This is a genomic window from Streptococcus ovis DSM 16829, assembly GCF_000380125.1.
GTDB lineage: Bacteria > Bacillota > Bacilli > Lactobacillales > Streptococcaceae > Streptococcus > Streptococcus ovis.
In genome coordinates, this window is record NZ_KB904581.1 from 85,332 (window position 1) to 99,457 (window position 14,126).

Annotated in this window: 14 protein-coding genes; 5 read left to right on the forward strand and 9 right to left on the reverse strand. The window is 40.3% G+C overall.

The window, feature by feature from the left end:
- Nucleotides 1-370: 370 nt before the first annotated feature.
- Genes mutY through yjbM form a run of 7 tightly spaced genes read right to left on the reverse strand, consistent with a single transcriptional unit; the run spans nucleotide 371 to nucleotide 8,419 of the window.
- Nucleotides 371-1,534, reverse strand: coding sequence for an A/G-specific adenine glycosylase (mutY, locus tag A3I9_RS0109225; RefSeq protein WP_026217419.1), 1,164 nt, complete (start codon nucleotides 1,532-1,534; stop codon nucleotides 371-373).
- 47 nt (nucleotides 1,535-1,581) lie between these two features.
- Nucleotides 1,582-3,330 carry an ABC transporter ATP-binding protein gene (locus A3I9_RS0109230; protein WP_018378746.1) on the reverse strand — a complete coding sequence of 583 codons (1,749 nt, stop codon included), beginning with the start codon at nucleotides 3,328-3,330 and terminating at the stop codon, nucleotides 1,582-1,584.
- Complete coding sequence (locus tag A3I9_RS0109235; protein ID WP_018378747.1) at nucleotides 3,327-5,054, reverse strand: ABC transporter ATP-binding protein; 1,728 nt, start codon at nucleotides 5,052-5,054, stop codon at nucleotides 3,327-3,329. The genes A3I9_RS0109230 and A3I9_RS0109235 overlap by 4 nt, the downstream gene beginning before the upstream one ends.
- A gap of 2 nt (nucleotides 5,055-5,056) precedes the next feature.
- On the reverse strand, nucleotides 5,057-6,043 hold the full coding sequence (pta, locus tag A3I9_RS0109240) for a phosphate acetyltransferase (protein ID WP_018378748.1): 987 nt from the start codon (nucleotides 6,041-6,043) through the stop codon (nucleotides 5,057-5,059).
- Nucleotides 6,044-6,055: 12 nt separating this feature from the next.
- Entirely contained in the window at nucleotides 6,056-6,946 is an 891-nt protein-coding gene (locus tag A3I9_RS0109245; protein WP_018378749.1) for an RluA family pseudouridine synthase, read from the reverse strand.
- Entirely contained in the window at nucleotides 6,946-7,764 is an 819-nt protein-coding gene (locus A3I9_RS0109250; protein WP_156809192.1) for an NAD kinase, read from the reverse strand. The genes A3I9_RS0109245 and A3I9_RS0109250 overlap by 1 nt, the downstream gene beginning before the upstream one ends.
- On the reverse strand, nucleotides 7,748-8,419 hold the full coding sequence (yjbM, locus tag A3I9_RS0109255) for a GTP diphosphokinase (RefSeq protein WP_018378751.1): 672 nt from the start codon (nucleotides 8,417-8,419) through the stop codon (nucleotides 7,748-7,750). The genes A3I9_RS0109250 and yjbM overlap by 17 nt, the downstream gene beginning before the upstream one ends.
- A gap of 158 nt (nucleotides 8,420-8,577) precedes the next feature.
- Here yjbM and A3I9_RS0109260 point away from each other — a divergent pair, with 158 nt between their 5' ends.
- The 5 genes from A3I9_RS0109260 to A3I9_RS0109280 all read left to right on the forward strand — a co-directional run bounded on the left by A3I9_RS0109260 (nucleotide 8,578) and on the right by A3I9_RS0109280 (nucleotide 12,481).
- Entirely contained in the window at nucleotides 8,578-9,150 is a 573-nt protein-coding gene (locus A3I9_RS0109260) for a CYTH domain-containing protein (RefSeq protein WP_018378752.1), read from the forward strand.
- A 117-nt stretch (nucleotides 9,151-9,267) separates the two neighbouring features.
- Entirely contained in the window at nucleotides 9,268-10,242 is a 975-nt protein-coding gene (locus A3I9_RS0109265; protein WP_018378753.1) for a ribose-phosphate diphosphokinase, read from the forward strand.
- A 12-nt stretch (nucleotides 10,243-10,254) separates the two neighbouring features.
- On the forward strand, nucleotides 10,255-11,397 hold the full coding sequence (locus A3I9_RS0109270; protein ID WP_018378754.1) for a cysteine desulfurase family protein: 1,143 nt from the start codon (nucleotides 10,255-10,257) through the stop codon (nucleotides 11,395-11,397).
- A complete protein-coding gene (locus tag A3I9_RS0109275; protein ID WP_018378755.1) occupies nucleotides 11,376-11,723 on the forward strand; it encodes a DUF1831 domain-containing protein in 348 nt (115 codons plus the stop codon). The genes A3I9_RS0109270 and A3I9_RS0109275 overlap by 22 nt, the downstream gene beginning before the upstream one ends.
- Nucleotides 11,724-11,842: 119 nt before the next feature.
- On the forward strand, nucleotides 11,843-12,481 hold the full coding sequence (locus A3I9_RS0109280; RefSeq protein WP_018378756.1) for a redox-sensing transcriptional repressor Rex: 639 nt from the start codon (nucleotides 11,843-11,845) through the stop codon (nucleotides 12,479-12,481).
- A 107-nt stretch (nucleotides 12,482-12,588) separates the two neighbouring features.
- Here the strand turns inward: A3I9_RS0109280 and radC are convergent, their stop codons facing one another.
- Together radC and A3I9_RS0109290 are read right to left on the reverse strand one after the other, a co-directional pair.
- Nucleotides 12,589-13,269: a RadC family protein gene (gene radC, locus A3I9_RS0109285; protein WP_018378757.1), complete on the reverse strand. Its 681-nt coding sequence runs from the start codon at nucleotides 13,267-13,269 to the stop codon at nucleotides 12,589-12,591.
- A 110-nt stretch (nucleotides 13,270-13,379) separates the two neighbouring features.
- Nucleotides 13,380-14,123, reverse strand: a complete 744-nt coding sequence (locus A3I9_RS0109290; RefSeq protein WP_026217420.1) for a class A sortase — start codon at nucleotides 14,121-14,123, stop codon at nucleotides 13,380-13,382.
- Nucleotides 14,124-14,126: the final 3 nt, after the last annotated feature.

Here is a 14,126-nt window from a genome sequence, read left to right on the forward strand (position 1 = left end):
TAGCAAAGTATGAAAAAGATCAGTTTCAAAAGAAACTAATCTTAGGTTGAAGACAAACTATACTTTCCAAATAAAATCAGCCTGAAAAATGGCTGACTATGAAAAATTAGGGGTGCTTCAAAATGTAATCCAGACTTTCCGCCGTGATAAAAGCGCCTGAAACTATATAGTTTCAGGCACCCGGAAGTTTTGAGACATTAGGCTCAAAACTTAGGTTTGCTTAGATAGTCTGGGAGACTATCTAAGGTTGGAAATAGAGCAAGCGATAGCTTGGCTCATCTACCCATCGGAAGTCGCTACCGTCCGTTATCACTTAAGGAAAGTCTAAAAAAGACTTTGTCTACACTCTGAGATGAGTTTCTTTTAAAACTCATCTGTTATCGGTTATTATCTTCCCTTCTTGAAAGGCCTGCCACATCTTCTGCTGGGGTTTTGCAAATGGAAAATGATGGAAATCATCAGAACTGATCCAGGCATATTCTTTTTTCTCATCAATCAGCTGTTCGCTATTCTCTACTACTCCACTAACCAAAGCAATATGCCACTTCCTATGGCTAAATACATGGGTGACAGGCTTAAAAACACCTTCTTCCCATATTACTTTGAGCGAATATTCTTGTTCGAACTGAGCGATAATATCGGTTTCCTCTCTTTCTTCTGCGACTTCAAGTAAAGAAAGGGGGTGTGGAGGGACATCTTCCATTAGCGGAAAGGTCCAAAATCCCGACAAGAGACCCGCCTCTTGATTTTTTACCAGCAAAAATTGATTTTGCTGATTGCGGATGATAAAAGCCTTATAGAAAACAGAGGTAGGTTTTTTCTTGGGCGCTTTAATCGGATACTTATCCATGGTTCCATGTAAATAAGCTGCGCTGAAATCCTTGACGGGACTGTCTTCAGGTCGCGGATTGACAGGAGATTCGATATCACTCCCCAAATCCATCAGTGCTTGATTAAAATCACCGGGGCGTTCTGGGTCAATGAGTTCTTCCATGATGGCTTGAAAAATCTTGCGATTGGCAGGAACACCGATGTCGTAATCAACTTCAAAGAGCCGACTCATCACACGCATGACATTACCATCTACCGCTGGCTCAGGCAAACCAAAGGCGATACTGGAAATCGCCCCTGCTGTATAAGGACCGATTCCCTTTAGACTAGCTATTTCCTCATAAGTCTCAGGGAATTTCCCACCGAAATCTGCCACCATCTGCTGTGCAGCCTTTTGCATATTACGGACACGGGAATAATAACCTAAGCCTTCCCAGACTTTTAGCAAGACTTCTTCTGGGGCTTCAGCCAAGGCCTGAATAGTCGGCAAGCGATAGAGAAAACTTTCATAATAGGGAATGACTGTATCCACCCGTGTCTGTTGGAGCATAATTTCCGACACCCAGATGGCATAGGGATCAGAAGTCCGTCGCCAAGGTAAATCTCGTTTATGCTCATCATACCAATCTAACAAGGCCTTGCGAAAGCGGATAATTTTTTCTTCTGGCCACATTTCAATACCGTATTTTTCAAAATCAAACATATCTCTAGTATAGCATAGAAAATAAAAAAGAGCTGGTTTCCCAACTCTCATTCAGCCATTCCTTCTTGGCTCTGTTGCATTTGATAATAAAATCCTTTGTCATTCATTAGTTGATGATGGCTTCCTTGCTCAACAATCCGACCATCCACCATCACAAGGATAATGTCAGCTGACTGAATGGTAGAAAGGCGATGGGCGATGATAAAGCTGGTCCGTCCTTGCATCAGTTTCTCAAAGGCTTCTTGAACCAGCAATTCCGTCCGTGTATCAATTGATGATGTTGCCTCATCCAAAATCAATAGTTTTGGCAACTTGACAAAGACACGGGCAATGGCTAGCAACTGTCTCTGACCTTGTGATAAGGATTCGCCAGCATCAGCCAGATACGTATCATACCCTTTTGGCAACTGCCTGATAAAGAAGTCAGCATTGGCAGCCTGCGCTGCTTCAATGACCAATTCACGAGTAGCATTTGGATAACCATAAGCGATATTCTCATGGATTGTCCCTGTCTTGAGCCAGGTTTCCTGCAAGACCATTCCAATCTGCTTGCGGAGCGAATCTCGACTGTACCCAGTAATCGGTTGCCCATCAAGGAGAATCTCTCCTTTCTTAACATCGTAAAACCGCATGAGGAGATTGATTAGGGTTGATTTACCAGCCCCAGTTGGGCCGACAATGGCTACCTTACTCCCTGCTGGCACAGAAAGATTGAGATGGGTGATCAATGGTTTTTCTACCGTATAAGCAAAATCAACGTCCCTAAATTCAATAGCACCTATTACCTCGTCAAATGCCAATTCATGACTATCTTCTGCCTCTATTATAGAGGGTTCATCTAGAAGTCCAAAAAGCCGCTCTGCACAGGCTAAAGCGCTCTGCAATTCGGACAACACAGAAGAAATATCGTTAAAGGGCTTGGTGTACTGGCTAGCATAATTGAGGAATGTCGTCAATGTTCCGACTGTAAAATTCCCCCTCATGATTCGCAAAGCACCTAAACCTGCCAGCAAGGCATAGATGACCGCATTGATAAAGCGAGTCGTAGGATTGATGGTCGAGGAGTTAAAAATTGCCGCTTGCGAGTGACTGGCATATTGATTGTTCACTGCTTTGAACTGTTCCGCAAATTGTTCTTGTGCATTAAAAGCTTGAATCAAGCGAAGCTGGCTAATACTCTCATCCAAGAGGGCTGCGTGTTCTCCGCGCGATTGCGTCTGTTTACGGTATGAAAGGTAACTCTTTTGAGCGATGAAACGAGCAACAAAAAGCGAAACCGGAGTTAGTGCCACAACGACCACCATCATCAGAAAATCTAGCTCAGCCATTGTAAAAATGGTCAGGAGAATGGTCAGTAAACCTGTAAAGAACTGAGTGAAAATCATCAATAGTCCATTGGTCAACTGCTCACTATCACTGGAAATCCTTGATACCAAATCTCCCACACGTTGCCAATCAAGGTAAGCCAGGGGAAGTTGGTGAATTTTCTCAAATACCTGTTCCCTTAGCTCTGCCATCATTTGATAGACAAGTCGATTAACAAGTAAGGGAGTGAACCACTGTACCACTGTATTCGCTAAAATAACCAATAGCATCTGGAATAAAATGGACACAAAACCTGACATTTCTGTCAGAAAAAGTGCATCAATAGCTTGTCCAATCAGAATCGGCAAGTAAACTGTTAAGAGAACTTGTACGATCACACCTACTCCAAAGAAGAGGAGTAACCACGGTTGTCCTGCCAGCAAGTACGTCAAGCGTCTCAAGGTGTTCTTAGAAGAATTTCTTTTCTTCATTCTGCCACCTCCTGTCGGTGTTGAGATTGATGAATTTCACGATAAATTGGATTCGTTACAAGCAAGTCTTCATGACTTCCCAAACCAACCTGTTCTCCCTTATCTAGGACTAAAATTTGTTGTGCCTTAGCTAGACTACTTGTCCTCTGTGAAATCATAATAACGGTTTTGTCTGGCATCTCACTTTCCAAAGCCTGCAAAAAACGACTTTCTGTCAGATAGTCCAAAGCAGAGGTTGCGTCATCCAACAGTAAGATAGGCGCTGGTTGTAGCAAGGCGCGAGCAATGGTTAAACGCTGTCTTTGTCCTCCAGAAAAATTTCGACCAAAGGCTTCAACCTTTGTTGCTAAACCATCTTTGGCCTGTAAAAATTCACTAGCCTGTGCAATATCTAATGCTCTCCAAATTGCTTCATCAGTTACATCGTTCAAACCCAAAGTTAAATTCGATCGCACATCTCCACTGAAGAGTTGGGCTTGTTGAGGGACAAGAGCAAAGGATTCACGCCACGATTTTAAATTCTGAGGACTTTTCCCATTGTCAAATAAGAAGACATGGCCAGCAGTTGCAGGATACAGGTGCAAAAATAGATCGAATACTGTCGATTTCCCTGAACCAGTTCCTCCGATAATACCGAAAAAATCTCCTTTTTTCACTTGAAAATGGATATCTTTCAATGCTGCTTCTGCCGCGTGAGGGTAGGTAAAGTTGACCTGTTCCAAACTCAACACTAATGATTTATCCTTGTTTACCTGATTTTCTAGCGGAGCTAAAATGTCTTCAGACTGCAATTCAAAAATTTCTTTGACACGTTCAGCACTGACAAAGGTTTGATTCAAAGTTGAAACTACCATGACAATTTTGACCAATTCCGTAAGAATTTGGAGCAAATAATTAATTAAAGCTACCAGTTGCCCCTGTTCCAACCAGTTATTTCCAATAGCGATCTTCCCCTGCCAAATCAAGGTTACAAGAGTCAGATTGACAACAAGAAAAGTCAACGGTGTCAAGGCTGCTGACCAATAGCCAGCCTTCATTTGTTCGCCCAGATAGACTTGATTTTGCTCTTCAAATCCTGCCATTTCACGTTCTTTTTGTCCAAAGGCACGAATAACACGAACACCTAATACATTTTCCTGAACCAGACCTACCATCTTGTCTAAAGTTTGACGAATTTGAGCGAATAACTGACTGGATACTCGTGAAATAACGATGACGATTATGAATAACACAATCACCATGGCTAAGAATAAAACGGAAAGACGAGGACTGATCGAAAAAGCTAAAATTAGCGCTCCAAACACCACGATAGGTGCCCGGAGAAACAGCCGTAAAAAGGTGTTTATGCCTGTTTGGATTTGCAAGGTATCACTCGATAACCTCGTCAACAAACTAGAAGCTGAAAATGAATCGCGACTGGACTTGGGCAAAGATAGAACTTTTTGGTACAAATCCATTGTCAAATCTCTCGTAAACCCAACTGCTGCTTTTGCAGAATAATATTGTGCCGTAATAGCTACCACAACACCAATGACAGCTAGTACAACTAGTAATAAAACCATAGCAACCAAGTCTCCTTGGTTGCCACTAGGAATAATAGAGTCAACAATGAAAGCGATGACCAAGGGAACAGTTAGCTCAAAAGAAGCTTCTAGCAATTTAAAGACAGGTCCTAGAATCGATTCTTTGAGATAGTTCCGAAAATAATGCAGTAAAGATGTCATGTTTACAACGCATCCACGGCTTGTGCTGCAGTGATGATCCCCAACTTGTAGACATCTTCTGAACTACAACCGCGTGAGAGGTCATTGACTGGTTTGTTCAAACCTTGAAGAACAGGTCCAACCGCTTCAAATCCACCTAAACGCTCTGCAATTTTGTAGGCAATATTACCTGCTTCGATAGCTGGGAAAATAAAGACATTTGCCTGTCCAGCTACTGGGCTATTTGGTGCTTTCAAACGGGCTGTATTTGGCTCCAAGGCCGCATCCATTTGTAATTCACCGTCCAAAACAAGATCAGGACGCAATTCTTGTGCCAAACGAGTTGCCTCCACAACCTTATCTACATGAGGACCTGCACCAGAACCTTTTGTAGAGTATGAAATCATAGCAATCTTTGGATCAATACCAAATGTTTTTGCTGTTGCAGCAGACTGGATAGCAATTTCAGCTAGCGCTTCTGCATCTGGATCAATATTGATTGCACAGTCACCGAAAATGTATTTGTGCTCATCTTTCACCATTAAGAAAACACCTGAAGTCCGTTTGACGCCTGGTTTTGTCTTAATGATTTGAAGGGCTGGGCGTACTGTATCTGCAGTTGAGTGCACTGCACCTGAAACCATTCCTTCAGCCAAACCAAGTTGCACAAGCATGACACCAAAATAGTTTACATCCCGCAAGATTTCATCTGCTTGTGATTCATCTACTTTTCCTTTACGAAGAGTAACAAATTCTTGCTTCATTGCATCAAAGTTTGCATAGTTATTCGGATCAATGACAGTAATCCCTGGATTTGAAAAACCAAAGTCTGTCAATAGTGCATGAACTTCTTCTGGCACACCTAAAATGATGGGCTCTGCCAAACCTTCAAATTTTAAACGAGCAGCCGCACGAACAACACGTTCATCTTTTCCTTCTGGGAAAACAATTCTTAATTTTTTTCCAACGATTTTTTGTTTTAAATCACCGAATAAGCTACGAATTTCCATTTTTAATCTCCTTTAATTTGATAAATTATTTATTACGGCTTGAAAATCAACCGGTAATGGACTAGTTAATAAAAGATTTTCTTCTGTAAAAGGATTACAGAAAGAAAGCTGATGGCAATGAAGTGCCTGACGTTCAATGCCAAATGCAAGACTTCCGCCATAGAGATCGTCTCCCAAAAGAGGGAAACCAATGTGGGAAAAATGCACACGAATTTGATGGGTTCTACCAGTATGAAGATGGATATCCACTAGGTAAATATCTCCCCAAGACTGAACGACCTCATAAGAAGTGTGAGCATACTTACCAGTCTTTGTGACACAGCGCGTGATAATGCTATCTTCTGGACGACCAATCGGCGCAATAATATCTCCCGTCGGGGCTAACTCTCCTCGCCCATGCACAAGTGCAAAATACCGCTTCTGAATTGTTTTTGCCTGCAATTGCTTGTCCATTCGAGCATGAGCATAACCATGTTTGGCAAAAAGCATGAGTCCCGAGGTATCCTTATCCAAGCGAGTTACAATATGAACTTGTTTGTTTTCGTACTCTTGCCGAAGGTAATAGCCCTTGACAAAATTTGCCATGGTTGACGAATGGAGAACACTGGGTATTGAAGCATAGCCATAAGGCTTGTTAATGACCAAAAAATGCTCATCTTCATAGACAATGTCCAAGGGGTGTTCCACAGCCTGAAGACTCCCCGTCTCGTCCGTTTCACTTGGTATATCAATGGTGACACAATCCCCCACATCCAAGAGGTAAATAGCATTTTGCTGCACCCCATTAACACGAATGTCACCACCCTTGAATTTAATTTTGGCTAAGAGACCCTTAGAAATGCCATGTTGCTTGAGAAAGGTCTTCACTTTGACATGTTGGTCTGCAATAAATTCAAAGCGCATTATTCCACCTCACCGATAAAGGCATCTTTGACCCGGTTCCAAAAACTTGTGTGGCTCGGACTAGCTACAAAGTGAATTTTGCTATTGTCAATCTGGTATTCAATCCGATCTATCTTGTCATAAACAAAGGTACGATTGTCAATCGACAACGAGTAACGGTCATCATGTTTTGGTTCAATCACAATTTTATCCTTTTTAGGGACAACAATGGAGGAACCCAACGTCCGATAGACACGGTTATTCAAACTGGCTACTTCTGCAATCTGCAAGGCTTCTATCGTGGGATGCAGGACCGCTCCCCCCAAAGATTTATTGTAGGCTGTTGAACCTGTCGGTGTCGAAACCGAGATACCGTCCCCTCTAAAACGTTCAAAAGGAACACCATTGATATGAACATCTGCCACCATTGTACGTGACAGGCGCTTGACCGTTGCTTCATTCAATGCACGCGCTGTAATCTGACGTCCATCCAACATATGGACCCGAACATTTAAAATCGGATAAGAGACCTTGGCCCCTGTATCTAATTTTAAATTGTCAATCAACTTATCGACTTCAAAATCACGGTAATCTGTATAAAAACCAAGGTGACCCGTATGAATACCTACAAAACGCACGCGATCAAGTATATTTTCATATTTATGAAAAGCTGACAATAGCATTCCATCTCCACCAATCGAAATGACAATGTCTGGATTCTTAGGTGTTAGAATAAAATTTGATTCTTTTAATTTGGTCCACAATTCTTTTGAAACTGCTTCGCTTTTTGGATTTCGACTGCTGAGCAATGCGACTTTTTTTCTATCTGTATTCTTCATCTGTATCATCACTATTTCCAACGCCGTCATTCAATTTGCGGTGAGCAGGATCAAATAATGCCTGTGCTTCTTGAATTTCGTCGCGGATTTTTCGCATCTCCTCATCTAGCTGGTAAGCAATCTTAGCCGTCACTTCTAAACGGCGTTTGAGATTATCAGGGAAATTTCCCTTGTATTTATAATTCAACGAGTGCTCAATTGTTGCCCAGAAGTTCATGGACAAGGTCCGAATCTGAATCTCTGCAAGGACTGTCTTGCTTCCATTGATTGTCTCAACAGGATATTCAACGACTACATGATAGGACCGATAACCAGAGGACTTCATATTCTTAATGTAATCGCGCTCGTGAACAACGCGCATATCCTTACGCTGTCGTAGAATCTCCAATACTTCTTCTACGTCATCCACAAATTGAACCATAATGCGTAAACCTGCAATATCTTGCATGTCTTGCTCTAGATTTTCCAATTTGATGTTGCGGACAATCATTTTTTCTTGAATCGATTCCACATGTTTCACTCGACCTGTGACAAATTCAATCGGCGAGTGGCGATTGGCCTTGCGATATTGCTTTCGAATACCACGCAATTTGATTTTTAGTTCCCCAACCGTTTGGATGTAAGGATCTAAAAATTCTTCCCAGTTCATTTCCATCCATTCACTCCCTTCTTGCAAAAATATTCCAACAAAAAAGCCCTTAATAGTCCATTAAAATCATGAATAATAGAGACTTTTCTTGTCAAAAGCTATTTTTTTTTATAGAATAGCACAAAGACTATTATACCACATGAAAGGGTTTTACTCTAGTAAAAATGAATCATTTAGAAATCGAATATAAAACACTCCTCACAAAATCAGAATATCTTCGTTTGCAAGGTGACTTCGCAGATGTGAACCCTATTTCTCAGACTAACCATTATATTGATACACCAAACTGTGACCTAAAACAGCATCGTTTTTCACTCCGAATTCGCTTGTTAGAACATGGTGCCGAACTAACTCTCAAGTGCCCACAAAAAGTCGGAAATATCGAGTACAACCAATACTTTTCTCTTGAAGATGGGAATGCTCTCGTTCAACACTTTACGCTACCAACAGGTCAAATTTATGACTTGATTGCCACTACACAAATCCCGATTGAGAATCTGAAAATTTGGGGCCATCTAACAACCAAACGTTACGAAAAACCACTCTCATTTGGTTTGGCAGCGCTTGATGAAAACCACTATAATCAGCAAACGGACTATGAATTAGAAGTTGAAGTCGAAGATGCCGAAGAAGGCAAGATTTCCTTTGACTATTACCTGAAAAAACAAGGTGTCGAATTCAAATATGCTAGCAGCAAGGTTGCACGAGCCGCTGCTTCACTCAAATCAGCCAAATAAGGGTTGATTTTTTGATTTTCCTGCTGAAAAAATATGGAATTTTTGATAGAATAGAAGTGTCGAATCAAATGCTGGGTTAACAGAACCCTCATAACATGAACAAGGAGTACGATAGACATGGTTCAACCTTATGCCGATAAGCACATCAAGCTTTTTACTTTGACAGGTAATCCTGAGATTGCCCAAAAGATTTCAGAAGCAGCTGGAATCCCATTAGGCAAAGTTTCTTCACGACAATTTTCAGATGGAGAAATTCAGATTAACATTGAGGAAAGTGTTCGTGGAGTTGATGTTTATATCATCCAATCAACAAGCTATCCCGTTAATAATCACCTCTTGGAATTGCTCATTATGGTCGATGCATGTATGCGTGCCAGTGCCAATTCTGTGACAGTTGTTATGCCATACTTTGGTTATGCTCGTCAAGATCGTACTGCTTCTCCACGTGAACCAATCACAGCAAAATTGGTCGCAAATATGCTCGTTAAAGCTGGTGTAACACGTGTTGTTAGCTTAGACTTACATGCTGTACAGGTTCAAGGTTTCTTTGATATTCCAGTTGATAACCTTGTCACTATTCCATTATTTGCGGAATATTACTTAAACAAAGGGTTTACAGGCGAGGATGTTGTTATCGTGAGTCCAAAGAACTCTGGTATTAAACGTGCTCGTAGTCTGGCTGAATATTTAGATGCACCGCTCGCAATTATAGATTATGCGCAAGATGATTCCGAACGAACTGAAGGATACATCATTGGTGAAGTTGCTGGTAAAAAAGCAATTCTCATTGATGATATGCTCAATACAGGTCGTACTTTCTCAGAAGCTGCTAAGATTGTCGAAAAAAATGGAGCAACTGACATTTACGCAGTTGCCAGTCATGGTCTTTTTGCTGGTAATGCAACTGAACTCTTAGATGCAGCACCTATCAAAGAAATCCTTGTAACAGACTCTGTTGCAAGTAAAAATGCTTTGCCTAAAAATATTGCCTTTATCACAGCTAGTGAACTCATTGCTGACGCAATTATTCGAATTCATGAAAGACGTCCAGTCAGTCCACTATTTAATGTAACACTTAACAAGAAAAACTAGGAGGCTTTATCTTTGATTTATCTAGATAATGCTGCAACAACCTCACTTTCTTCCAAGGCTATGGACACACTCATTAAGATATCTCAAGAAAATTTTGGAAATCCTTCTAGTATTCATAGCTTTGGTCGAAAAGCAAGTCAAACACTTCGTCAAGCTAGACAAGAGATTGCGATTGCCCTGCATGCCAAACCAAACCAAATTATCTTTACTTCAGGCGGTTCTGAAGCCGATACGTTAGCTATCCAAGGTTATGCTCTAGCGCATCAACATCAAGGTAAACACTTGATTACAACTGCTATTGAGCACCATGCTGTATTGCATACGATGGAGTATCTGGAAAAACGTTTTGGTTTTGACATCACTTATCTGACACCTGTCAATCAGAAAATCACAGTACAACAAGTAAAAGAAGCACTTCGACCAGACACTGTTTTGGTTAGCGCAATGTTTGCTAATAATGAAACAGGTGACCTCTTGCCAATTAAAGAAATTGGTGACCTACTTCAAGAACATCAAGCGGTCTTTCATGTGGATGCCGTTCAGGCCATTGGCAAAGTTCCAATTCACCCTGAAGAACTGGGAATTGATTTTCTATCAGCCTCTGGGCATAAGTTTCACGGTCCAAAAGGTGTCGGGTTCTTATATAGTAAACTGGCATCCTTTGACTCTCTCATCCATGGTGGAAAACAAGAAGATAAGCACCGAGCAGGAACTGAAAACATTGCGTCTATCGCCGCAATGGCAACTGCTTTAACTGAACAATTGAAGCAGGCGGACGATCACTATCAAGTAGTTCATCAATTAAAAGAAAAGTTTTTGGAGGGGCTTTCTGGAATAGACTTCTACATCAATGAATCGACCGACACACTCCCTTATGTTCTCAATATTGGATTTCCAAATCAACTCAATGAACAATTGCTCATGCGTTTAGACCTAGCAGGTATTGCTGTATCTAGTGGTTCTGCATGCACGGCAGGCGCAATTGAAAACAGTCATGTCTTAACCGCCTACTATGGTGCTGATTCACCACGCTTAAAGGAATCCATTCGCATTAGCTTTTCAGAAGAAAATACAATACAAGAAATCGAAACAGTAACCGAAACGATTAAAGAAATAATTGGAGGTGCCCATTTATGGCATTTGAAACAAAAATAACGCTCAAAGATTGTCGTTATACTTATCAAATCAACCCAGCTGTTAAAAAATACACTCTTCGTGATAACACTTTTGAACAAACTAAGGCTGGACATTATCAACTGACGCGTATCTTAGAAGAAGTTCCGAATTCCAATGTTGGTTTCTTACTCAAAATTATTATCAATAGTGATTTGAGTGGATTTAAAATTAACATCACTGACCAATCCGGCCTACGACTGGTCAACATCTTCAAAGAGACTGTTAATCCAGTGATTCAAGAAAAATTTTACTTCTTAATGGAAAGTTTGGTTGATCGCGAAATTTTTACAAAAATAGAGCAGTAATCATTACCTTTAAAAGCAAGAGAAAACTCTTGTTTTTTCCTTTTATCTGTTGATTTTTTCACAAACTTAAACTACAATAGAAGGTAAAGAATGACAAAAATAGAAATGGAGTGAAGAGTGTGAAAATCGAAAAAGATGCTACTATCCCACGTGCCACAGCCAAACGTTTATCCCTCTACTATCGTATTTTTAAACGTTTTAATCGAGAAAATATTGAAAAAGCTAGTTCAAAAGAAATCGCAGAGGCTATTGGAATTGATTCCGCTACTGTACGCCGTGATTTTTCTTATTTTGGAGAATTAGGCCGACGTGGATTTGGCTATGATGTGAAAAAATTAATGAATTTTTTTGCAGAAATTCTCAATGATAATTCGATTACAAATGTGATGTTGATTGGCGTCGGAAATATGGGTCGCGCTCTTCTTCACTATCGCTTCCACGAACGGAATAAAATGAAAATTGTCATGGCATTTGAAGCGGATGATCATCCTGCAGTAGGTACGGTTGATCAAAATGTTCCAATTTATGGTATCTCCCAAATTGATGAAAAAATACAAGGAACAAATACCAAGACAGCCATTCTAACGGTTCCAAGTACTGTTGCGCAAAGCGTGACAGACTCATTGGTAAAGGCTGGTGTCAAAGGAATCCTTAGCTTTTCCCCTGTGAACTTGAGTGTCCCTAAAGATGTTGTGGTACAATATGTTGATTTAACGAGTGAACTTCAAACCCTTCTCTACTTCATGAGAAAAAGTTAAACCGATAATAAATAGAAACCCAAAGACCTTAACCGCCACCAGTTAACTGGTGGTTTTCTTATTTTAGTCGTAGAAAAACTGGCTTGAAACCATAAAAGAAAACGAGCTTAAAAAAGCTCGCTTTCTTCACGAAAACTATAATACATGGATTTACCGACTATTAAGTGATCCAATAAAACCAAGCCTAACGTTTCACATGATTCTTTCAAACGCTCTGTAAATAGTAAGTCATTACGGCTAGGGTCGATGGAGCCTGATGGATGATTGTGCACAATGATAATGGAAGTTGCCATACATTTGACAGCATAATGTAAAATTTCACGTGGTTCTGCGATACTTCGATTCACACTGCCAATAAAAATCGTCTTCTGACAAATAATTTGGTTCTGTGTATTGAGATAGATTGCAACAAGATGCTCTTGTTTTTCATTCCCCAATTCCTCCATCATCTTTCTACCGAGGCGCTCACTTCCAAGCACTCGCTCTTCCAATATCAACTCAGATTGATTCACTCGTTTTCCTAACTCAATCATAGCCTTAATCTCAATTGCTTTGACGCGACCGATACCAGTAAGCTTCTGAAGTTCTTCTATAGAGAGCTCTCGTAAGGCTGCTAGATTTTCTAATTTTTGCAATAAATGTTGTGATAAAACAGTTACAGGTTCATTTTTCGTTCCTGTCCGAATTAAAATGGCCAACAATTCTTGATTGCTTAGTTTTTCCGCTCCAACAGCTAACAAACGCTCACGTGGCAACAATGCTTCTTCTTTCATTTGAATCGTATACATAGATGTCCTCCTACTTATCTATTCGTAATTTGAGAGAAAAGAGAAGAATTTTTCAAAATATATCCACCCAAAAAAAGCTACCTGAGCGTAAAAACCAGGTAGCTTTCGTTTTACAATTGTAATTGATTATATGATTTCTCAAAAGATTTCAAAATCGACTTTGGTGCCCCTTTGTAAGGAATGGTGCCTTCCAACATTCCATTCACAACAGTTCTCTTTGTTGCATCATAATCTTCACAAGTAATCAAGGTAATTTCATTTTCACCAGGATAATCATCAATGACATCTACACGATCGGGAGAAAGTGATTGAACACTCGTGATGACATAAGTGTAAATATTCTCCTTGTCTGTCACATAGATTTTCATGCCATTTTGCGCCCGTTCAAGAGGTGAAAAGAGGGTGTCGCTTGCTCCAGCAATCCCAAATACATGGTGACTAGCCAAGGTGTAGTTTCCTTGTCCCATTTGCTGATCCTCTTTCATTGTTCCAGCTCCATACATTAGAGCTACATTTGAAAGTCCCTTAAAAATAGGAAGATTTAAGGATAATTCTGGAATTGCAATTCCGCCAATAACTGGCAACTGCTGCGATTCCCATTGCGCTTTCAATACTGATTCAGTCGAAATAGACTCAACCTTATCAAAATCAAACGTTACTTTTGTTGCCTTGTTTTTTTCGATCTCTTCCTTTGAAATATTTTTTACCTGATATGCATTTGAATACCATGCAATAATCATATTTCGAATAGAAGTGTTAAACATCAAAGCAGCAGACATTAACAACATTAAAACAATTAGAATGTTTCTAAATAGATAGGATTTTTTTTTCGTTTTTTTTCTCGACTGTCTCATATC